This window comes from Bradyrhizobium sp. C9 (genome assembly GCF_002532045.1).
Lineage (GTDB): Bacteria > Pseudomonadota > Alphaproteobacteria > Rhizobiales > Xanthobacteraceae > Bradyrhizobium.
This window is the reverse complement of sequence record NZ_NWTG01000003.1, coordinates 179,975-201,668: the sequence shown is the minus strand read 5'-3', so window position 1 is coordinate 201,668 and position 21,694 is coordinate 179,975. Positions and strand designations below refer to the sequence as shown.

Genomic DNA, 21,694 nt, shown 5'->3' with positions numbered 1-21,694 from the left:
GACAATGTCCTATAGCTACAGCTTTACCGAAAGCACGACTTTCACGGTCACCCACGCGCGCCACATGGCAGCCAAGGTCGCGACCGACCTGAAGCGCATGCAGCGCTTCTATGGCAAGCCGTCCGACGAAAGCATCGCGGACTACGAGACCGAAGCGACCGAGATGCTGCGGGCCGGCTATCTCGACACGGTGACCTACGGCTTCAAGAAGGACGGTAAGTGGATCGAGCCGACCCTGCGTTACACCTCCCGCGACCTCGCTGGCGCCTCGGCTAACGACGACGACCCCGGCAAGATCCGGCCGGGCGCCGACGTCGGCGGCGCCTCCTTCTACAGCTACATGACCTACACGGCGGCCTGGGACCGCCTCAGCCAGACCGAGCGCGACGCCTTCAAGGCCAGCCTGCCGTTTTCGCGAGGCGGTGCCCCGGAGCCCGGAATATCTGGCTATCTGTCGAACGACCGCACCTATTCGTCCGGGGGCAGAGCCCTCGACCGCGCCACCGTCAGGAGCTTCTAATGAACACCAAGCCGACCCTCGACGAGCTGTTCGAGCGCCGCATCACCTATCCCGACATCGATCCGCAGGCGCGGTTTGCTCGGCTGGTCGGGCTCGACGAGCAGAAGAACCGCCTTGCGAAAATCCTCGGCCTGCTCGTCAATCCGGGCGGCCTTGCCGATTGGGCGAAGAAGTACCATCCGGGCGCACAGGCGCTGCTCGACACGGTGCTGCGACGCCCTCCGCTGATCGTGCTCGCTGGTGACGTCGGCTCGGGCAAGACGGAGCTGGCCGAGACGATCGGCGATGCGGTGGCGCGACAGGAGAAGATCGACATCACCCTGCTGCCGCTCAGCCTGTCCACCCGAGGCCAGGGCCGGGTTGGCGAGATGACGCAGCTGCTTTCGGCGGCGTTCGACTATACCCTGGCGGAGGCGACCAAGCTCAAGTCGGCGTCTGGCCGCTCGCGCGGGGCCGTGATCTTGCTGGTCGACGAGGCCGACGCGCTGGCGCAGTCGCGCGAAGCGGCTCAGATGCACCACGAGGACCGCGCCGGCGTGAACGCCTTCATCCGCGGCATCGACCGGATCGCCAATGCGAAGCTGCCGGCGGCCGTCCTGATGTGCACCAACCGCCTCAATGCGCTCGATCCTGCGGTGCGCCGCCGCGCGGCCGACGTGGTGAGCTTCGCACGGCCCAGCGACGAGCAGCGCCGCTTCGTGCTGTCCAGCCGGCTGGAACCCATCGGTCTCGGGCGTCATCATATCGATGGCCTGGTCTCGGCGACCGGGCCGCAGCGGGGCGGACGCGATTACGGCTTCACCTTCTCCGACCTGACGCAGCGGCTGCTGCCGACGATCGTGCTGGACGCCTATCCGACCAGCGCGGTCGATGGCGCGCGCGCGGTCGAGATTGCCCGGTCGATTGTTCCAACGCCGCCCTTCAAGGACGGCGAGATGCCGAGGTAAGATCTCCATGACCCAGGCCGTAACCGTCCGGCGCGACGGAGACACCTTCCAGGCGCGACTGTTTTGGCATCACGCGGCGCGCCTGCTCGATCCCGATAGCCCCGTCGTGCGCGTGGGCTTCGAGATAGGACCGAAGAGCTTCGACGACATCTGGGTCGAATACGATGCTGCGCGCAGCGCGGTCGACCACTATGGCGACCCACTGCGGCGCGAGCACATGCAGTGCAAATGGCATGTCACGCCCGGCACCTATGGCTACTCCCATCTCGTGGACCCGGAGTTCATCAACGCCAATGCCCGATCATTGCTGCAGCGGGCGCGAGAGGCGCAGCTTGCCCATGCCCCCCAGGGCTGCGGCGTGCGGTTCAAGCTGGTGACCAACTGGCGCCTCGACCGCGACGACCCGCTGCGCGAAATGGTCGGCACCCGTTCCGGCGCGATGCGGCTCGAGCGGCTATATGGCTCGGTGACCGACAACAGCAAGGCTGGCGCCGTGCGCAAGGCTTGGCGCGAGCATCTCGGCATCGATGAAGCCGAGCTTCGGCTGCTGGCACGCACGCTCGCCTTTGGCGAGGCGACCGACACTCTCGATGGGCTGCGCGATCAGCTTGACCTGTTGTTTGCCTATGTCGGCCTGCAGCGCATTTCCGCCAACCAGAGCGCGTTCCCCTATGACGATGTTGTCTTCCAGTGGATGGCGCAGGGTCGGCTCGAATTCGACCGCGCCGGCTTCCGCGCCGTCTGCGCTCGGGAAGATCTGCTGGGCGCTGCGCGAGGCGGACCGCGGGTCTTTGGCGTCAAATCCTTCGAGCACGCCTTCGATCGGCTCGAGGAGCGTTGTCATGCCGTGCTGGACATGATCCCGTCCTTTGACGAGCGTTATATCCGCAGCGACGGGGACTGGGAAACAAAGCTCTATCCCGCGCTGCGAGGCTTTCTGCTCGCTGCTGCCAAGGACCAGCCGCGCCTGCGGCTTGCGCTTGACGCCCACGTCACGCTGGCCTTCGTCGCCGGCTCCATCATCAACATCAAGTCGGGCCGCCAGGTCGAGCTCGAGCAGCGCAGTACCGGCCGTCGGCTCTGGTCGGCCGGTGACGCAATTTCCGATCCGAGCTGGCCGGCCCTCGTCGCGGAAACAGTGGAGCTTCGGAGTGACCAGCCGGATCTCGCTGTCGCGCTCGGCCTGACTCATGACGTTTCGGCCGATGCGCGCCGATACTGCGAAACCGCGCTTCCGAGTGTCGGCCGGCTTTTGATCCTGAAGCCGAGTTCTGGCTCAGGTGCGCAGTCGGTCACCTGCGGGCGCCACGCTTTCGAGCTCGCGGACGCTGCGACCAGCGCGGTTCGGGCGGTTAAAGCCGATGTGATCGGCATCACCCATCTATTCATCGCTGCGCCCAATGCCTTCACGTTCTTTCTTGGCCAGCGCCAGACGGCGCTTGGCTCTGTTCGGCTCTATGAGTTTGATTTCGACGGCGGACGTGGCCGTTCCTACATGGCCGCTTTGACGCTTCCGTTCTCCAAGGCAAACGCATGAGGCAAACCCCAAGAGCGGCGCTGACCTATGATCCGCTAGGATCCAGCGCCACGCGACCGCTTCCGTTGCGGGGGCCCGGCCGCTTTCGTCTTCAGCTGCGCGATCTCGCCCATCATCTCTTCTATCCGCTTGCGTCCGCGCGATCCCGCAACATTTCTGTCAAAAAGCGCACACTCGCTTGCGCGTCGCAGTGAGAAGGCAAGAATCTTGGAGCAGGGAACGCGATCCGATGCATGAGCGAAAGTAGCGTCACCTCTGCCGGCGGGATCACGATCACGGAACGCAGCCTGGTGGTCTTGTTAATTAAGCGCGCTGCTCCACGGATGCGTCCATATCGACATGATTTTGCGCCGATGCGGTGCGGCCCCGTTTGGTAGTCAGTCTCGTCGGTCACGCAGTTGGCCCTGTTAGGTCTTCCTTGACGCCGCGAGCGACGATCCGGAGCGTGCCGTCCGGAAGTGGCCGCTGCAGCTTCAGGGCCTCGTCCAGAGGGGCCGTCATCCAGGTCTCGACTTCGTCCGGCGTCGTCAGGACCACCGGCATCGCCTTGGGGTGAATGGCGCCGACCTCTGCGTTCGGCAGCGTTGTGAGGAACGCGAAGAGGTCGTTGGTCGTCTCTCCTTCCTTGACCTTCCGGACAGACGTCCAGTTGGTCCAGATGCCGGCGAAGCAGACGAGGGGGCGTGTCTCACCGAGCGCGAACCAGATATCACCGCCCTCAGCCTTGTTGAACTCGCTGAAGGAGTTGAAGGGCACCACGCAGCGGTTTTCGGCTCCCAGCCATCGCGTCCAGTGCTTGCTCTTCACGTTTCGGATGTTAGTTGTGCCGCCGTCCGGCTCCATCCGTAGCAGTTCCTTAAAATCGACGGTCTTGCCCTTGGCCTGCAGCTTTTCGGCCCGTTTCTTCGTGGCGTCCATCAGCGCCTTTGACGACGACGGCATTCCCCACCGCGCACTGGTGAGTTCGCGGCCTTCGGCCCCGTTGCGCACGATCGGTGCCGTGTAGTCCGGGAAAACTCCCGGCATGGGCGCCAGATTGCCGACATACCGGTTCACAACGCGAAACAGCGCGCTGATCGCGGCCTGGTTTGTCGTGATCGAATAAAGATTGCACATCGGTCAGGGTTCGGTTCGAGGATGGCGCGGCTGCCACGTCAACTGTAGCAGAGTCGCGGATGGACGCCGGCCCGCCTTGGCGCATTGGCGGCAGCGCAGCCGGCTGGCGAGATCGTGCACGAAGGTGGTCGGCGGGTGCTTCATCGCCGCGAGGTCCACGTCGCTCGGCGTCTTGCAACGCGCGCACCTGATCTCGAGCCAAGGGAAGCCTCCATTCACGGCCTGATCGATGGTTGGCGACGGATCGATCGGTTCGCCATCACTCCACATCCGCTCGTTCCAGCTTTCGCAAAGCAGCCTATCGGCTTGCTGGATCATCGCCTCGCCTTTGGCCCGCATCTCCGCCGATTGGGTAGCCAGGATGTTGGCCATCGCGCGTGCCTTGCCGAGCTCTTTTGCCAGAGCCTTGCGATCGCCGCCCGACAGGGGCGTAGGGTGATACTTCGGGGCCATCCGGGCATCCAGACGCAAAGAGATCGGATCGGCAAATCCTGAGCGACTACGGCGTCTCGAATGCCGGCCAGCACCCGTCTTCTTCATGCCTGCCGGTGCGCTGCTGGCAGGTGTTGTCGAGCAGCCGCTGCGCGACGTCCTTCCAGAGCGCGTTGGCGCCATACAGTCGAACGGCATCGGCGGTCTGGATTTCCACGGTCCGTTGGCAACGGCGGCAGGAGGTGCGGAGTACGTGGCGCTGAATTTCGGAAAGACGCCGCTGCCGCATTTGGACCTCGGTCGTACCGACGCGAGGGTCTTTGAGGACGGAGGCCCAATATTCAGCCGGGAGCGGCGCATCTGAACCAGCAGCGGAGGGGCTCGGCCTACGGGCGGCTTCAGCGGCCAGTTTTTCCATCTGCTTTGGGGTCGGCATGCGCCAGCTCGCGGGTCGGTCGGTCATGCCTGAATTAGAACATAACAAGAACAAAAGTCGAGTCCGTTCAGGGGCCTGGATGAGAAAAATCGGCCTGCTGGACGGGTCGCGGTGTCGGAACCAAGGCGGTTCGTTCGTCTTGAATCCGGCATCAGTAATGGAGTTCCCCGCGATGGCCCCCCGCGCCAACTGGAAAGGCTTCCTTCGTCTTTCCCTCGTCACCTGTCCGGTTGCGCTCTATCCGGCCACCTCGGAATCCGAAAAGGTCTCGTTCAACCAGCTGAACCGGAAGACCGGCCATCGGATCAAGTACGCCAAGGTCGACGCCGACACCGGCGAGGAGGTCGACAACGAGGACATCGTCAAGGGCTACAAGGTTGATACCGATACCTTCATCGAGGTGACCAAGGAGGAGCTCGAGAACGTCGCGCTAGAATCGACACGAACCATCGAGATCGACGAGTTCGTCGACCGCAGCGAGATCGATCCGCGATATCTCATTCGCCCCTATTACCTGCGTCCCGACGGTAAAGTCGGGCACGATGCCTTCGCGGTCATTCGGGAAACCATCCGCGAGATGAACAAGGTCGCAATCGGCCGCGTGGTGCTGACCAATCGCGAGCACATCATCGCGCTCGAGCCGCTCGATAAAGGGCTTATGGGCACGCTACTCCGCTACCCCTATGAAGTCCGTTCCGCGGACGAGTATTTCGATGACATTCAGGATGTCAAAGTTACCAAGGACATGCTTGATCTCGCCAAGCACATCGTCAATCAGAAGGCGGGCCATTTCGAGCCGGATAAGTTCGAAGACCAGTGCGAGACCGCCCTCATCGATCTCATCAATCAGAAGCGCGCCGGCAAACCCATCACCGCGAAAGCGCGTCCTCGAGGTGAGAATGTCGTGGACCTGATGGACGCGCTGCGCAAGAGCATCGGACGAGACGCGACGGGCCCGACAGAGGCGCCGAAGAAGACGGCCAAGAAGCCGCGCACGGCGGCGGCAGGGCAGAAGGAAATGCTGATGCCGATTGCCGGCAAGAAGCCAGCGAAGGAAGCCGCGGCAAAGAAGCCGGCGACCAGACCGCAGCGGAAGTCAGCCTAGCGTGTCGTGAAGCGTCCCGTGATGCCAGACGGCCGTTAGTTCGTCGTCCGCGGCAGAGAGCGATATGGCTGCGCTGAAAAAGACTTCCAGGAGATCGATGTTGAGTGCGGGCATTCTCGCATACCGCAAGGGCGCTCGCGGGCTCGAGGTTCTGCTGGTTCATCCCGGCGGTCCGTTCTGGCGCAAGAAGGATAATGGCGCTTGGTCCATTCCGAAGGGCGAAATCGATGGCGCGGATGCTCCGGAGCAGGTCGCGCGGCGCGAGTTTGCCGAAGAACTCGGCCCGAGTGCTTCGATTGGTCCACTCCGGGCGCTGGGGGAGGTCCGACAGCGAGGAGGGAAGCGCGTTATCGCATTCGCCGGCGAAGGCCATTTTGACCCGGCGGCGCTGACCAGCAATACCTTCGATATCGAATGGCCGCCACGAAGCGGTCGACGGCAGAACTTTCCCGAAGTCGACCGCGCGGAATGGTTCAATATCGAGTTCGCGCGGACCAAGATGCTGTCCGGGCAGGTAGAGCTTCTGGATCGTCTTTTGGCGATCGCGGTTGAGAGCGCCGGGAAATGACGTTCAGGATTGGAATCATTTCGGACACGCACGGCCTGTTGAGGCCCGAGGCGGAACGAGGCCTGACGGGTGTCAATCACATCATCCATGCCGGCGACATCGGGCGCCCCGAGATCGTCGACGCACTTCGGCGGATCGCGCCCGTCACGGCCATTCGTGGAAACGTGGACAGCGGCGAGTGGGCCCACCAATATCCCGACACGAAACTCGTGCGCTTGGCGGGAAAGTCGATCTACGTGCTGCACGACCTGAAGACGCTGCAGATCGATCCCTGCGCCGGCATCGACGTCATTGTCTCCGGGCATTCCCACGTGCCGAAGATCGACACGGTCGGTGGAATTCTTTATCTGAATCCCGGCAGCGCGGGACACCGGCGCTTCAAGCTGCCGATCACGCTTGCGACGCTCGAAGTCACGCGTGAGGGCGTGCGACCGGAAATCCACGACCTTGGAGGCGACTGAGCGCACCACTACGGAATTCACAGCGAAGGAGGCGAATGCGTTAATTCGTTCCGTTGGCCGGGTTACGCCCGAACGGAAGCGCTATTTGCGCGAGCGTTCTCGCTCGCGCACGACATCCTTGGCCCGCTTGTCGGACCTGAGCCCGAGATAGACCGGCTGGCGCAATTCGCCTTTGCTTGTCCACTCCGCGAATTTGACCTCGGCAACCAGCGAGGGCCTGACCCAGGTCGTGGCGGCCTCGTCCTTCACTTTGGCAGGAAAGGGTGACTTAGAGGCCCTCAGCTTCAAGAGCTTGGCATGGAGGTCTTCTAGGGCCTTGTGGCTGAAGCCAGTGCCGACGTGTCCGATGTAGCGCCATGCGTCGTCTTCCCGCACGGCGAGGACCAGGGCGCCGAAGAACGGCCTGGTGCGCCTGGGCGCCGTGAAGCCGACGATCACCACTTCCTGTCGCTTTGCCGTCTTGATCTTCAGCCAATCCGGGGTCCGGCTTCCGGACGCATACGAACTGTCGGCGCGCTTTGCCATGATGCCTTCGAGACCCTTCCGCTCGGCCTCGGCGAAGAATTTCGTACCGTCCCCTTTGCGGTGAGGGCTGAAGGCGATCAGCTTGTCGCGCGGCAGAATTGCCTTCAGCCGCTTCTTGCGCTCGAGAAGAGGCCGGTTGCGCAAGTCTGCTGCGTTCTCAAACATGAGATCGAAGGCACAATACAGGAGCTTCGCCTCATGGCGCAGCGCGTTTTGAAGCAACTGGAAATGCGAGACGCCGTCCTTTCCGATCGCGACGAGCTCTCCGTCGATCACGGCATCGCCCTTCACGCCCTCCAGCGCTTTGGCGACCTCGATATAGCTGCGGCTGATGATCTTGCCGTTGCGGCTGTAGAGCGCAACCTTGCCCCGCCGGATTTCCGCGATCATCCGGAAGCCGTCATACTTGTCCTCGAAAACCCAGCCGGGGTCGTCGAACGGCGCGTCGGTGAGCGTAGCGAGCATCGGCTGCAGGCGCTTGGGCAGGGTCGACGTCCGGCTCATTCGAGGCCAATCCTTAAGAGCACGTTGCGAAATGCGTGGACGTCCTTCAAGGATTAGGGAACGCTTCGGGGCCGCGTCGTGTTCCGCGGGCTCCGTGGCGTGCGTGACGTTGACGCTCGATTGAGGAGGGCGGACCGGACCGATGGCGAGAAAACTCAAGACCTACCAGACTTCGCTGGGCTTCTTCGATCTGGCGATTGCCACTCCCTCCATGAAAGCGGCCCTCGAAGCCTGGGGCGCCAACAGTAATCTCTTCCACCAGGGCGCAGCGAGGGAAAGCGACGATCCGGACATCATCGCTGCGGCCATGAAGAAGCCTGGCGTCGTTCTCAGGCGCCCGGTCGGATCCGACGGATCCTTCAGCGAGCAAGCCGAACTGCCCTCCGATCTCGGTGGGGATAGGAGATCGACGAACGCCCCGCGCAAATCGAAGGGGCAAATTGCGAAGGAGCCTTCCTCACGTCCCGTCGACAAGACGGCCGAGCGGAAGGCTGCGCTTGCCTACGAACGGGAGGAGAGGCGCCGGGAGAGTGAACGGGCGAGGGAGGAGGCCGCCAGGCAGAGAGAACGTGAGCGCCGTCAGCAGGCGGTCGACAAGGCGCAGGCTGCGCTGGACAAGGCGGAGCAGGAGCACGCGAAGCGGGCTGCCGCCATCCAGGCCGAGGTTGAGGCTCTCGCGAAGAGATCGCAAACCGAAGACGATCGCTGGAATAAGGAAAAGGAGCGATTGGAAGCTGCGCTGCAGCGTGCGCGGAGTTAGTTTCTTGGCAGTTCTTGCTCGGCGGCACCGAGGGAAGGCAAAGGGTTGCCGTCAAGCGATCATCGTTCGGGGTCTGGTGCGCGCGCTGCGGCTCGGTTCACCGTGGTGCGGTCCCCTCGGTGCTCGGGAGCGAGCTCCATGACCGCTTGATGCAGCTCGCCGAAATCGTCAGCGGACTTTCGGGGGGCTTGTTCGCCCACTGCCAGAAGCGATCGAACCGCATCCATCACAGGTCCTCCCGCAGGCCCCGGAAAAACGGGTGCCGAACCTTTCCCTCGGCCGACTTCGCGCGATACTCGATCTCGGCCAGAAGCTTGGGTTCGACCCAGATGCCCTTGTGACCGATGCGCTTGGTATAAGGCTGGGTCTTTCGGATGAGGGGTTTAAGCCGTTTCTGGAGATTGGCGGCGGAGGCCTTGTCGAAGCCGTGGTCGACTTTGCCGGCGTAGACCAGATCGTCGCCCTTGCGCCGGCCGACGTAGATGCCGTCCCACTTCGTCCCATCGAGTGCGAAACCGGCAATGGTCAGCGTCTCACGCTGTACGCAGGTCTTCTTGACCCAATCATTCGTCCGTCCCGTCGGATAGGCGCTGCCCCGGACCTTTGAGACGACACCCTCAAGGCCGAGCTTGCAGGCGTGCGCGAACATCTCGCGGCCGTCTATCTCGAAGCTTTCGCTGAACTGGATGTCGGTGCCGCCAAGGATCTTCTTGAGTTCGGCTTTGCGCTGAGAGAGCGGTAGCTTCCGGATATCCCGGCCGTTCAGATAGAGCAGATCGAACGCGACGAGCACGATGCTCTTCGATTTGCCCTTGAGCTCGTTCTGCAGGACCGAGAAGTCGGTCGTGCCGTCGGCGGCAGGTACCACGATCTCGCCGTCCACCACCGCCGAGTTCGCCTTGATCCGCCAGGCATCATGAGCGACCTTCTTGAAGCGATGCGTCCAATCGTGGCCGCGCCGGGTGAAGATCTTCGCCGTCTCGTTGGCCAGATGGACCTGAACACGGTAGCCGTCGAACTTGATTTCGTGAATCCAGCGCTCTCCGGATGGCACCTTCTCGATCGAGGTGGCCAGGGCCGGTTCGATGAAGCCGGGGAAGGGCGCCTTGACGCCGATGGCCGCCGGCATTTTACGCTGAAACGCCACTGAAGAACTCCACGCTACAGGCGATTCAAATTGGCACAGTTCGAATCGTTCCGGAACCTGCGAATCCTTGTCGCGTTGCCTCGACGCCACGAACAGGAGGTATCCATGGCGGCAGCGAAGAAGTCGAAGACGGCGCGCGGGCGAAAGCAGGACCGGGCACGGGTGGCCGGCGGGCAGGACTATGAAGTGCAGTACGAGGCGAAGAAGAGGCGAAAGTCGGCGTCGGCGGTGAAGAAGGCTGTCAAAAAGGTCGGCAATACGCGGAAGCGGGTGGAAAGGCGGCTAGGCCGCTGAGGTCGAGGAGGGGTGGGCGTCGGTGTTTAGCGCCGGCCCTCCTCGTCGGGGGAGCATTCTGGGCAGGTATCACCAATCGAGTCCAGCACATCGCGAACCGCGGCCTCCGCTGCGTGAGGGGAGACGTCTGCTGGCGGGTCCTGGCGGGCGATATCGAAGGCGCGCTCTCGTGCATGCGGATCGGCGCGGTCCTGCATCCAACCGTGCTCCTCGCACTCGCGGATGGCGCCCGCTTCCTGGAGCACTTGGATCGCCCATCCGCGCAGGGTCCGTGTTGTCGGCTTTCGCTCAATGGTCATCAGCATTGAAATAGACTCCGAATACGACGAATCCTGTGGCCCGTCGTTTGTTCCGGCTGCTAGCACAAGGCTGGGATTCCCAGTCAACAGAGGACAAGGTTTCCCCTATTTTGCGACTACCGTGAAAATGCCAGGCGTTCTCGCAAGGTTGCCTGCATCACGTGCACACTCAGGTCTCTCACTGTGTCGGCGCGTGCGGCCGGAGCCGCACCGGGCTCTCGTGAACCGAGCCGCTTTGCGTATCGGCCGCCGTGCGGCTTCGATCCCTCGCGCAAAGAGATGCGGAGCTCCTCGCCGGGGGCACTCGGGAAAGGGGCCCGCCGTCATGAAGTATGCCGGCGTCGCTATCACTGCCCCGTTCCCGGGTGACCTTTTAACCGGTCTCGTCGCTGCACTCGGTCCCGCGTGCCGCCTTCGGCGTCGCTATGCTCACGCTCCTGCGGGAGCCATTTCTCTTTAAGGCGATGCGCCCTGGCGCGCCTGGTCGGGCCTGCGGCCCTATGACCGAGCTCTAAGAGCGAGTCTCGTCGCGCATCGAGATCAAGTTCACAAAGAGATAGAAGGTAATCCCGTCCGATGGTAAGAGCCAATATGCGATGCGGCGAAGTTTGTTGCCTTGAGCGGAAATCAACGTGCAAGTAACCGGCTATTGTTCACTTGGGAAACAGCTTGTCCCGAATGTAGCGGGACGTCGGCGTTAGCCTGATCCGTCGCGGCTTGCGCCAGACCGCCTTGTCGATCTCCTTTGTGTCACCAATCTTCAATTGGCCGGACGCTTTCTTAGCCACGAAAACAGCATCGCTCATCTTGCGCCCAGATCGGCGGTTCGTGCCCTTCACTTCCTTCCAGAGCTTCAACGGTCCGAGTTTGATTTTCGGAAGTTCTTCCGCAACCTCTCGACGAAGGCACGCCCTGTCACTCTCACCGGCACGCTTGCGGCCGCCCGGAAACATCCAGAGCCCGTCGCGACGGCGTCTGACAAGAAGCGCACGCCCGTTCTTCGCAACGACAAGCTTTGAGGATTTCGCCATAACCCCTCAAATCGGTTTCACAATCCGAGATCTGTTTAGGCCGCTTGGGCCGCTAAGAGCAGTGACGCGGACCGCGTTCCTTCTCTTCACAAAAGGACTATCACGATGTGGGGCCGAGCTTGCATGATCCTGAGCGATCTATCGCGCAAACGTTCGTATGTCTTGGAGAAAGATCATTGAGCAGTTAAGTTTTGAACTGCTTTAAGGAACAGCAAGCTGGCATCGGCCAGGCGTTCTCGGTTGGGCAAGCCGCTCGCCTCTCATTCGGCGACGGCGATAGATTTTCTCTACCTCTCGTATCGGACATGGTCTTCAGGTACTCTCGATGAGCAATTTGATCCGACTCCGCTACAACACAATGGCAGACGAAAGCCCGGGCGGGGAGTGGAAATGGCGCGTGATCTTGGAGAGAGATGGTGGATACGAGGAAGTTCTCGTAAAGAAGCTCTCGATTAACGTGCCTTCATTCTCTCAAGCGGACGAGATGCCTATTGTGGGACGCAAGTATCACATTGCTTGCTACGGCGAATTAACGATAAAAGACGGACACGGAACCATATGCAAACCCAGGTAAGGTCGCCTTGGTTCGGGCTGCTCTCCTTATCACTTATGTTTTCCGGTTTGGCTCCGGTACAGCGAAGGTCGCCGCGGTTACGCGGATCTGCTTACCGCACAGCCGCGCGGCGATGCTGTTCATGGTGGTCATCACGGCATATATCGGATTTGTGAAAACGTCTCATTTCGAGCCCCAGCCGGTGCCGTAATGGGCCCTGCTCCGAACAAGGTCTGATGACGGTAACTGTCCCTCATGGACGATGAGACAAAGACACGACTTTGAGTCGAACACATGGACTTCGATGCTCAAGGGACTTTCTGGCTAAGATGCAGGTCGGTCCAACAATGCGGAGATCACCCGCAATTAAACTGAATGACTGCCCAGGAACACCTTCACTCAAGCAAATTCAACTGCACACAGGTTCAGGCTGGCACGTATGACGTCGTCGGATAGGCTGAGGACGATAAGGATCGTTCAATTATTTGTGCAATCCGTCTGCTCTAAATAGAACGGCCCGCGGACACCCGCGCTGAACGTCTCGGCGGCGCCCAAAGCTTCAAGGAGGCGTGCTTTGGGGTCATTCCAGTCGCGTGTTGATCTCAGCGAGCCGAGCGCTATCGCATTACCGCATCCGCACGCATCGAACCCATGGACCGATTCTCCAACCTGGTAATCGTCCGAGATATGGAACAGCCGGGCGGCGTAGCCGACAAGGAACGTCCCGCCGTATTCAGCAGAATCCCTCGTCCTAGCAAAGCCGCCATACTTCATTCGAGCTCTCACGGCGTCGATGAAGTCGGTGACCATGTAAGTCATCACATCGACACCCACGCGCGGCCTGTTAGGATGGAAGCCAAACGCCAAAAGCTGTCCCATCCGGAATGAGCTGGTAAAGCCCATGACGAAATCACCGCTCCGGAATACCTTCCTGTCGTTGCGGACGACGAGAGAGTAGTTCGAGTCCAAACCGGCGCTATCGCCACCGATGTAAACAGTGCCTTTATTAACCAGTCCAACAATACACGTCATTGCGCCCCAATCTCCTCAGCTACGCTCCGGAAGCAAACTACGGTTCATCGTGAGAACGAATCAGGTCCCTTCTGACGCACTAAAGAACGACCTGATTTCATTTCAGTGGCTGGTCGACCACCGCGCCACGCCTTTGCATGTTCTACCTCATCATTCTAGATCAGAATCAGACGTGAAGTTTAATGAGGTCGTGCGCGTGAAATGACGGGGTCAATGGCGTTATCGTGTACAACGATGGACTTACCAGAAGTCACGACGGCCTTTGCAACGGCTCCCCTCGACTGGCAGTTCAGCATCGCCACCTTTGCGCTGCAGTCTGCTATTTAGACCGACACCCCGGTCTACATCGGTTCCATAGTTTCGCCGCACGGCGATCTCCGGGCTGACTTTGCATTTGCAGCGACGCAGGTCCGCTCAGAAGATAATCGTGGATGATGAGGTCCTGAACAAAGCAAGCAACGTACCAATCTGAATACGCATGTTTAAAGAAATTCGTAGAAGTTCGTCGCGTCAAAATCAAAAATAGCTCGCGATGTCGCCTCATCGCCCATCACCGACATGCCCTGATCGCCCGGCGATGACTGGTTTTAGTGGTAAAGCGAACACGGCGAATTATGAGTAGGCGCGCTAGCGCCGATACAGATCCGGCTTGAATTCTTGCGGTGAGGGCGGGACAAAGCCGTGATCGTCGGGTTTGCAACAGACCGGACGCGGCATCCTGACAGTGCGAAGCGCATGCAGGCGTGTGGTCTTTGTATGGCTGAGCCGGATTCACCTCCCGGAGCCAGCGGGTATCATTGCAGAAGCTGCAGCGCGGTGAGGTAATGATGGATCCTCCCCGACACCATGAAAGAGCTGAATGTCGCCCCTTACCTTCGGCAGTTGACAAGATTACTCGATTTCGACGAACAGCTTCGGCGCAACCTAGATCGCCTCATGCTCGATGCGTTTGGTGTGGGCCTGGGTCTTGCGGATCAGCGGCGTCAGTAGTTTGTGGAGATCGGTGGCCGAGGCCTTGTCGAAGCCGTGGTCGACCTTGCCGGCGTAGAACATCTCGTCACCCGCACGCCGGCCAACATAAATGTCGCCACATTCATTGCCGTCCAGCGCAAAGCTCTCAATGATGCGTGAGCATATCGCCTGCACGCGGACTCTCTGAGTCAATTCTGTGCATGTCGGCTTTTACAACCCGATCGTGTGGGCGGATTAGGTCCTTCGAGATGAGATTTGCATCACGCCTCGAGCAAAACGAGTGGCGCAGTCGATCGCTTCCGAGCCGACCTAAGGATGATGAGAAAGCCCAAGAGGAAGCTTGAGTGGCACGAGGCCGCGTACAAGACGGGACCGTCGCCCGACCCGCCTGGGGGAATACTGTGGAAGTTTGAGTCGGACCGAGAACAAACCTTGGTATAGGCTTTGCAGCCCATGCGATATCACCCGCTTACCTTTGTAGAGTTGAGCATCTGCCAGGTTTTCCATACTTTCGATTTCAAAGCTGAATCATTCGATCGAACGGGTCGAAGCCTTGAACTGACGCGATTCACCTAGACGGTTTTGCGCTCCATTCAGACTTGAGCACGAGAGTAAATGGAAGCACGTGAGCCCACCTCCACATCCTGAGGCGGACCTCAGGCTGATTACGCGCAAAAAGGACTTGGGTCTTATCTTGCGAAGGCGCTCCCTATTCGAGATCGCACTCAGCCAAGCGGGGTCGGCGTTCATCATAAGCAGCGAGAATGGAAGAAGCGGAAGGCTGAGCCTCTGCTTGGGAACATACGAGTCTTTAGAGCGGCCACTTCAGTTTCGCTTATAGCAGGGGCCTGGCCGCAGTTGCCGCTTTAATAACGATGGCTGTCGCGCGACTCGCTAGCGAGTTTGCGTCACCCTCTTTGAATGCGAGTCGAGATGACATTTACAGAGCTTTTCATCAAGCGTCCGGTTTTATCTATCGTCGTCAGTCTACTGATCTTGCTGATCGGCCTTCGCGCGGCCGCTGTTCTGCCAATCCGGCAGTATCCCAAACTGTCTAACACGGTCGTCAATATCACGACCTCCTATCCTGGCGCCTCCGCCGACATGATCCAGGGGTTCATCACCACTCCTCTGGAGCAGGCGGTCGCTTCCGCAGAGGGCGTCGACTATGTCACTTCCTCATCTGTGCTCGGTGCGTCGACGATCCAAGTCTACATCAAGCTCAATTTCGATCCCAACGAGGCACTCACCGAGGTGCTGTCTAAGGTCAATTCAGTCAAATCGTTAATCCCGAAAGAATCGAACGATCCGGTCGTCACTAAGTCAAGCGGTCAGGCTACCGCTGTCATGTACATCGCCTTCTCCAGCGAGGAACTGACGGCCAGCGCGATCTCGGACTATCTCTCGCGCGTCGTGCAACCGGTTATGTCGACCGTCGACGGCGTTGCGGCGGCTGACATCCTGGGCAGCCAAAGTTTTGCGATGCGGCTATGGCTCGATGCTGCGAAAATGGCGGGGCACGGCGTGTCGCCGGCAGATGTTTCGGCCGCAATCGCCGCCAACAACTTCCAGGCCGCGTCCGGTCAGACCAAGGGCTATTTCACCATCTCCGACGTCACGACAAACACCGACCTGCGGAGTGTCGATGACTTCAAGCGCATGGTCGTCAAAGCGAATGACGGCGGCTTTGTACGCATGGAGGACATTGCGGCAGTCGAGCTTGCCGCGCAGACCACAGACGTCAGCGTCTCCATGAACGGCGAGCACGCGGTCTTCATCGGTGTCCAGGCGAGCCCGCAGGGCAATCCGCTAAACATAGTGCGAGGTGTTCGGGCGCTGTTTCCAGAAATGGAACGTAACCTGCCGCCGGCACTGAAGATGAAAGTGGCCTACGATTCCACCAAATTCATTCAATCGTCGATCGATGAAGTGGAGAAGACGCTCATTGAGGCCGTCGTGATAGTGGTGGTGGTCATCTTTCTATTCCTGGCCTCGCTGCGGTCGGTAATCATTCCCGTCGTTACCATTCCGTTGTCGCTCGTCGGTGTCTGCAGCATGATGCTGGCGCTGGGATTTTCATTCAATCTCCTTACCCTCCTTGCGATGGTACTCGCGATCGGTCTCGTGGTCGACGACGCGATCGTCGTGGTGGAGAACGTTCATCGCCATCTGGAAGAAGGTGCGCCGCCCCTCCAGGCTGCTGCGAGAGGCGCGCGCGAGATCGTGGGCCCCGTCGTCTCCATGACGATTACGTTGGCCGCCGTATACGCGCCCATCGGTTTTCTCGGGGGCGTCACCGGCGCGCTGTTCCGCGAGTTCGCGTTTACGCTGGCGGGGGCGGTGATCGTGTCGGGCGTGATCGCTTTGACGCTGTCGCCGATGATGTGCTCGGTCTGCCTGAAGAGCGCTGAGAAGGGGCGGTTTGCAAGAGTTGTGAACCGCGTGTTTGGCGCCACGACACGCTGGTACGGACGCAAGCTCGACCGCTCGCTCGACTATCGTCCGATTACCGGGCTGTTCGCCCTGACCATGCTGGGTCTCGTCGGTTTTCTCTATATGCACACTTCCAAGGAACTCGCGCCGGAGGAAGATCAAGGGATTGTATTCGCGCTAACCAAAGCGCCGAAATACGCCAACATCGACTACCTCAACTATTACGGCGCCAAGCTCGAAAAGGCGTTTCAGAAGTTTCCCGAGACCGATTTGAGCTTCGTGCTCAACGGCACTAGCGGCTCGCGGGGAGGGATGGCCGGCATGTTGCTCAAGCCTTGGGATGAGCGCAAGCGGTCATCGATCGCGCTAAAGTCCCTTGTCCAGGTCGAGCTGTCCAAAATCGAAGGTATTAACGCATTTGCGTTTAGCCTGCCGTCGCTTCCGGGAGGCACGGACGGGCTACCAGTGCAGATGGTGATCAATTCGACGCTAGGTTTCCAATCCGTCTATGAGCAGATGTCGAACCTGAAGGATGCCGCGCGCAAAAGCGGTCTGTTCATGGTCAGCGATTCTGACCTCGAGTTCAATCAGCCCGTGGTACGAATCAAGGTCGATCGATCGAAGGCCAACGATCTTGGCATCACCATGCAGAATATTGGTAACGCGCTCGCCACCCTACTTGGCGGAAACTACGTCAATCACTTCAATCTGCAAGGCCGTTCGTACCAAGTGATTCCGCAGGTGCCCCGCGAGCAACGCCTGGCCCCGGAAGCGATCGGAAACTATTATGTGAAGACCGCGAAAGGTTCGATGCTTCCGCTGTCTACCGTAGTCTCGGTGGAGACTGCGACTGATCCGAACGCACTCACGCACTACAACCAGCTCAACTGCGCGACCTTTCAAGCCGTGCCGATGCCCGGCGTTACGATCGGTCAGGCCGTGGACTTCCTGGAAGCGCAGGCAAAGAAACTGCCCGCAGGCTTCAGCCACGACTTCCTTGCCGACGCCCGGCAATATGTGCACGAGGGTAACCAACTGGCCATTACCTTCGCGTTTGCCCTTATCGTCATATTCTTGGCGCTTGCGGCGCAGTTCGAAAGTCTGCGCGATCCCCTCGTTATTATGATCAGCGTGCCGATGGCAATCGTCGGCGCCCTGATACCGCTATTTTTGGGCTGGGCGACGATCAACATCTACACCCAGGTCGGACTGCTAACGCTGGTCGGGTTGATTTCCAAGCATGGCATCTTGATGGTTGAGTTCGCCAATGAACTGCAGCTCAAGGAGCGACTTGACCGTCGCTCGGCTATAGAGATGGCGGCGCGCGTCCGGTTGCGTCCAATCTTGATGACGACGGCGGCGATGGTCACGGGCCTCATACCCTTGTTGACCGCAACGGGAGCTGGCGCCGCGAGTCGCTTTTCGATCGGGCTGGTGCTCGTCGCTGGCATGTCTATCGGCACGCTCTTCACTCTCTTCGTGCTGCCGGCGGTCTATGTCGCAATCGCGTCCGATCACCGAGCCGACGCGAGCGCCGGTCACGGGAAGAACGGCACAGAGGTTGAACTCACCGGCGCTGCTGATGTCCAGCTGGCCAAATAGTAACGATTAATCAATCCGCGTTCGCTCGATTGCTGCTCCGGATAGGGCGTTGTTCGCCGACCGCTGCGTCAGGCGGCCGGCGAAGAACTTGTCAACGCTGAAAAGGTGATGTTGCTATTATCCCAACGTCTCTGGAGCGAATTGCTTTACTCCCGTCTGAGCGCCTCGCATTGCTAGTTGAAAACGACGACCTCTGGGTTGCAACGACCTTAGGGTTTAGTTGCCGACAGTTCAAGTCCACTGGGGACCGTTCGGAACTGGTCGTCAGGGGCCCCTCGCATCTACGACCGCCGCAGTCATGGCTTCGATACGAAAACCAGCGATCGACAGCCGAAAAATAGACTGACACGTATTAGCTGAGTGATCGCGGTCGGGTAGGGGAAGTACAACGCAGCTTCATACAACCGAAGTCGATAATAAGAGAAACTAGCGCGCTTGGCCACGGCCAAAAGCCAATGTGAAGGTCGCCGGAGCTGCGAAGCGAGGGCGGAATCTGCCGCAATCCTGATGACCAATGTCCACGTCTGATTCGCTGACGTGTGATCGGACGCGCTCCGGACTAGGAAGGTTAAGTAAATGCCTGAGTTTGATGGTGCTATGCTATTTTTGGCCGCAACAACTTGTTTTGCGGCCTTTGTAAATGGAGCCATTGGCTACGGTTTTTCGTCGCTCACTGTACCCCTTGCGCTGGTTTTCTACCCCAATCGCATTCTCAACCCGGCCATTGTTATCATCGAAGTCTTCGTCAACGTTTACGTTCTCTTCATCAATCTGAAGGGTGTGCCGGCGGTTTGGAGACGAGTGTTTCCCATCTTGCTTGGGCTCTTGCCAGGCATTGCGCTCGGGGGCTATGCGTTGGCCTCACTGCAGCCGGGCTGGATCAAATTCGCCACGTACACGATCATTTTGCCCCTGATCTTGTTGCAAGCCGCGGGCTGGCGCCGCCCTATCGAAGCGAGCTGGCTGATCGGTCTGCCATTCGGGTCGATGCTGGGCATCCTCTATTCGGTGACGACTATCTCTGGCCCGCCTTTGGCCATGCTGTTTAACAACCAGGGCCTCGTCAAAAACGAATTTCGCGCCGGTCTTGCCCTGGTTCGCGTAGTGGAATCGAGCGCGACTGCCTTTGTCTACTACAAGCTCGGCCTTTTCATTTCCGAAAGCGGCAGCCTGCTTTATGCCTTTATACCCAGTGTTTTGCTCGGCATCCCGCTGGGATCCTACGTCATTCGGCGGCTTGATCCGGAGATGTTTCGACGCATTTGCATGAGCTTTGATGCTTGGATCGTGGGATTCGGTCTGTCACGGGTGTTGATCGAGCTCGATCTCGTGCAGAACGGCTGGGCTTACAGCGTGATGACGGCGACAATACTGATCGATTTTTGCTTGCTATACTCATTCGTTACCACGCACAGTCCGACCTGGTCAGAACGACAGTCGCGGCGCTCCGCGGATATAAGCGCTTGAGGGATGCCGGCGACCAGCTCGCTATCGAACGCACGCTTCCTGGACCTAACCAGATAGCAAAGGTAATTGATGACTGCACGCGACGCCGATGCTGCCCTTCTGGCGCCAACATAAATGGCAGGGAGGATTTGGTTGATTGCTCCATCACAACCCAGCGCTCCGACACCGGGAATTTGGAATCGCAGCTCTGATTTTCCGTCACGTTCGGATGATCTGCCGCGATCCGATGCCCCGGTATAGCGTAGAAGTTCCCCGCGGTCAGCTCCGGTCCTCCATGAATGTTCGTGTATTGAGCTCAGGCGTAGCGCAGCGCCTTTGCGTTTTGTGAGAGCTTCCAGATTGACAGCAAATGCTGCCGGGGAGCTGACGGCCGTGTTCACGCGAGCTGTGGTGTTCTTCTCGAAGTAAACGCAAGGTCCGGGTGCCGTCGGCTTTGTGCGCTTTGCGACAAAGGCAACTCGAGCTGTTGCGCCTCTAACCGTCGGAAACAAGCAAAGACTAGTGTCCTTCGTACGGCTAGCTATCCGAGAAAGATAGGCCAAACCGGTGTCCGGGGCTTGACGATCATTCCGCGTTGACGCTTGCCACTCCGGGAGTGGCTCGAGCTTTTGCGATGGCATCGCATTTGCAGGGATGAAAAATGTCAACGTGAGGCCATCATCGGACCGCTTGCAGGCGGCGCACACAGGATGAGGGGCGCCGCGCTCACCAGCCCGTTCTCTCAGGAGTGCCTGTGATACCATCTGCCAATTGGGCAGCCGGCCTGCTTGGGACGCGGCTTGCGTTTTTTGTTGCCGGATTTGGCCTCGCGGCGTGGGCGCCTTTGGTGCCGCTCGCCAAGGAGCGGCTCGCGGTAGATGACCGCATGCTCGGTCTTCTGCTGCTCTGTCTCGGAATGGGATCCGTTCTCGCTATGCTTTTGACCAGCGTGTCGAATGCGCGGTACGGCAGCAAGCCCATTATCTTCGTCGGTGGACTCGGCCTCGCGCTTATCCTGCCGTGGCTTGCTATCGCCGGAACACCTCTTGCGCTCGGTGCCACGCTGTTTGCGTTCGGCGTTTCACTGGGGGCGATCGATGTAGCCATGAACATCTATGCGATTGAACTGGAGCGCGCCACCGGCCGTCCATTGATGTCCGGCTTCCATGCCCATTACAGCATCGGCGAATTCACCGGCTCTGCCGCCGTGACTTTGTTCCTTTCGCTTCAGCTTGGTCCGCTTTTTTCGACGTTAGTCTGTTCGATGTTTATGATGATCGCGATTGGGTCGGCCTGGCCGCGGTTGACCGCGACGAGTGTAAGGCAGCAGGGGCCAGTGTTTGTCTTGCCCCATCGCAGCGTGGTGCTAATAGCTGCGCTCGCGGCTATTACGTTTCTTGTCGAAGGTGCAATGCTTGATTGGAGCGCTTTGCTTCTCGTTGGGCAAGATCTTCTCGCTGAGGCGCATGGAGGTCTTGGCTGTATGCTCTTCGCCATCGCGATGACTGCGGGACGTCTCGGCGGAGATGCCGTAGTGGAGCGAATCGGCGACCGTGCCACATTGATGCTCGGAACTCTACCAATCATGATAGGCTTCCTGGCTGTGGTCGCCGCGCCGGTTGCGGTGATTGCCATGGCGGGGTTCCTGCTTATTGGATTGGGTATTTCAAATGTTGTACCTGTGCTGTGTCGCCGCGCCGGCAAACAGAAGGTGATGCCGGTGGGCGTTGCAATCGCGGTCATCACGACAGCTGGCTACGCCGGTATACTGATGGGTCCCGCCAGCATCGGGCTCGTCGCACACATGACCGGCTTGCCTTTTGCGTTCGGCATGTTAGGCGCGCTCATGTGCATCGTCACGCTGTCGGCGCGGATGGTTATGGCCGAACCTCGCTAGGCCGCCGATCGAGAGGAAAAGGACACCGGCACGTTTCGAGCCAATGATCGGCTGCGGCGCCGGCGTTCAAGGCTGAG

At 59.8% G+C, this 21,694-nt stretch carries 20 protein-coding genes; 11 read left to right on the top strand and 9 right to left on the bottom strand.

Annotation, left to right across the window (positions count from 1 at the left end; all coding sequences use genetic code 11):
- Positions 1-4 precede the first annotated feature (4 nt).
- Genes CO675_RS08580 through CO675_RS08570 form a run of 3 tightly spaced genes read left to right on the top strand, consistent with a single transcriptional unit; the run spans position 5 to position 3,004 of the window.
- Positions 5-520: an HORMA-1 domain-containing protein gene (locus tag CO675_RS08580; protein WP_018269866.1), complete on the top strand. Its 516-nt coding sequence runs from the start codon at positions 5-7 to the stop codon at positions 518-520.
- Positions 520-1,467 carry an AAA family ATPase gene (locus CO675_RS08575; RefSeq protein WP_018269867.1) on the top strand — a complete coding sequence of 316 codons (948 nt, stop codon included), beginning with the start codon at positions 520-522 and terminating at the stop codon, positions 1,465-1,467. The genes CO675_RS08580 and CO675_RS08575 overlap by 1 nt, the downstream gene beginning before the upstream one ends.
- Positions 1,424-3,004, top strand: a complete 1,581-nt coding sequence (locus CO675_RS08570; protein WP_245452679.1) for an SAVED domain-containing protein — start codon at positions 1,424-1,426, stop codon at positions 3,002-3,004. The genes CO675_RS08575 and CO675_RS08570 overlap by 44 nt, the downstream gene beginning before the upstream one ends.
- A gap of 390 nt (positions 3,005-3,394) precedes the next feature.
- On the opposite strand, the gene CO675_RS08565 is transcribed toward CO675_RS08570, so the two are convergent.
- The 3 genes from CO675_RS08565 to CO675_RS08555 are packed head-to-tail and all read right to left on the bottom strand — an operon-like array spanning position 3,395 to position 5,015.
- The gene (locus CO675_RS08565) at positions 3,395-4,120 is read right to left on the bottom strand and encodes an SOS response-associated peptidase (protein WP_018269869.1); all 726 of its coding nucleotides are present in this window, start codon (positions 4,118-4,120) and stop codon (positions 3,395-3,397) included.
- 3 nt (positions 4,121-4,123) lie between these two features.
- The gene (locus tag CO675_RS08560; RefSeq protein WP_018269870.1) at positions 4,124-4,573 is read right to left on the bottom strand and encodes a hypothetical protein; all 450 of its coding nucleotides are present in this window, start codon (positions 4,571-4,573) and stop codon (positions 4,124-4,126) included.
- Between the two features lie 46 nt (positions 4,574-4,619).
- On the bottom strand, positions 4,620-5,015 hold the full coding sequence (locus CO675_RS08555; protein ID WP_174771015.1) for a hypothetical protein: 396 nt from the start codon (positions 5,013-5,015) through the stop codon (positions 4,620-4,622).
- 145 nt (positions 5,016-5,160) lie between these two features.
- Here CO675_RS08555 and ku point away from each other — a divergent pair, with 145 nt between their 5' ends.
- The 3 genes from ku to CO675_RS08540 all read left to right on the top strand — a co-directional run bounded on the left by ku (position 5,161) and on the right by CO675_RS08540 (position 7,122).
- Positions 5,161-6,093 carry a non-homologous end joining protein Ku gene (ku, locus tag CO675_RS08550; RefSeq protein ID WP_097671808.1) on the top strand — a complete coding sequence of 311 codons (933 nt, stop codon included), beginning with the start codon at positions 5,161-5,163 and terminating at the stop codon, positions 6,091-6,093.
- Positions 6,094-6,157: 64 nt separating this feature from the next.
- On the top strand, positions 6,158-6,661 hold the full coding sequence (locus CO675_RS08545; protein WP_097671509.1) for an NUDIX hydrolase: 504 nt from the start codon (positions 6,158-6,160) through the stop codon (positions 6,659-6,661).
- The gene (locus CO675_RS08540; RefSeq protein ID WP_097671508.1) at positions 6,658-7,122 is read left to right on the top strand and encodes a metallophosphoesterase family protein; all 465 of its coding nucleotides are present in this window, start codon (positions 6,658-6,660) and stop codon (positions 7,120-7,122) included. Before CO675_RS08545 ends, CO675_RS08540 begins: the two co-directional genes overlap by 4 nt.
- Before the next feature lie 81 nt (positions 7,123-7,203).
- Here the strand turns inward: CO675_RS08540 and ligD (CO675_RS08535) are convergent, their stop codons facing one another.
- The gene (ligD, locus tag CO675_RS08535; protein ID WP_097671507.1) at positions 7,204-8,151 is read right to left on the bottom strand and encodes a non-homologous end-joining DNA ligase; all 948 of its coding nucleotides are present in this window, start codon (positions 8,149-8,151) and stop codon (positions 7,204-7,206) included.
- A gap of 142 nt (positions 8,152-8,293) precedes the next feature.
- On the opposite strand from ligD (CO675_RS08535), the gene CO675_RS08530 reads away from it, so the two are divergent.
- Positions 8,294-8,911, top strand: coding sequence for a hypothetical protein (locus CO675_RS08530; protein WP_018269877.1), 618 nt, complete (start codon positions 8,294-8,296; stop codon positions 8,909-8,911).
- A gap of 226 nt (positions 8,912-9,137) precedes the next feature.
- Here CO675_RS08530 and ligD (CO675_RS08525) read toward each other — a convergent pair whose 3' ends face one another.
- Positions 9,138-10,058, bottom strand: coding sequence for a non-homologous end-joining DNA ligase (gene ligD / locus CO675_RS08525; protein WP_097671506.1), 921 nt, complete (start codon positions 10,056-10,058; stop codon positions 9,138-9,140).
- Positions 10,059-10,163: 105 nt separating this feature from the next.
- Between ligD (CO675_RS08525) and CO675_RS08520 the strand changes: the two genes are divergently transcribed.
- Entirely contained in the window at positions 10,164-10,352 is a 189-nt protein-coding gene (locus tag CO675_RS08520) for a DUF3606 domain-containing protein (protein WP_026192287.1), read from the top strand.
- 26 nt (positions 10,353-10,378) lie between these two features.
- On the opposite strand, the gene CO675_RS08515 is transcribed toward CO675_RS08520, so the two are convergent.
- From CO675_RS08515 to CO675_RS08495, 4 genes are all read right to left on the bottom strand, one after another.
- The gene (locus CO675_RS08515; protein WP_018269880.1) at positions 10,379-10,657 is read right to left on the bottom strand and encodes a hypothetical protein; all 279 of its coding nucleotides are present in this window, start codon (positions 10,655-10,657) and stop codon (positions 10,379-10,381) included.
- A 647-nt stretch (positions 10,658-11,304) separates the two neighbouring features.
- Positions 11,305-11,682: an NUDIX hydrolase gene (locus tag CO675_RS08510; RefSeq protein ID WP_016848005.1), complete on the bottom strand. Its 378-nt coding sequence runs from the start codon at positions 11,680-11,682 to the stop codon at positions 11,305-11,307.
- A gap of 1,030 nt (positions 11,683-12,712) precedes the next feature.
- Entirely contained in the window at positions 12,713-13,267 is a 555-nt protein-coding gene (locus CO675_RS08500; RefSeq protein ID WP_018269882.1) for a hypothetical protein, read from the bottom strand.
- A 924-nt stretch (positions 13,268-14,191) separates the two neighbouring features.
- A complete protein-coding gene (locus CO675_RS08495; RefSeq protein ID WP_018269883.1) occupies positions 14,192-14,413 on the bottom strand; it encodes an ATP dependent DNA ligase in 222 nt (73 codons plus the stop codon).
- A gap of 759 nt (positions 14,414-15,172) precedes the next feature.
- Here CO675_RS08495 and CO675_RS08490 point away from each other — a divergent pair.
- From CO675_RS08490 to CO675_RS08480, 3 genes are all read left to right on the top strand, one after another.
- Positions 15,173-18,274 carry an efflux RND transporter permease subunit gene (locus CO675_RS08490; RefSeq protein WP_026192289.1) on the top strand — a complete coding sequence of 1,034 codons (3,102 nt, stop codon included), beginning with the start codon at positions 15,173-15,175 and terminating at the stop codon, positions 18,272-18,274.
- 576 nt (positions 18,275-18,850) lie between these two features.
- Positions 18,851-19,741: a sulfite exporter TauE/SafE family protein gene (locus CO675_RS08485; RefSeq protein WP_016848000.1), complete on the top strand. Its 891-nt coding sequence runs from the start codon at positions 18,851-18,853 to the stop codon at positions 19,739-19,741.
- Positions 19,742-20,477: 736 nt separating this feature from the next.
- Positions 20,478-21,617, top strand: a complete 1,140-nt coding sequence (locus CO675_RS08480; protein ID WP_198964559.1) for an MFS transporter — start codon at positions 20,478-20,480, stop codon at positions 21,615-21,617.
- Positions 21,618-21,694: the final 77 nt, after the last annotated feature.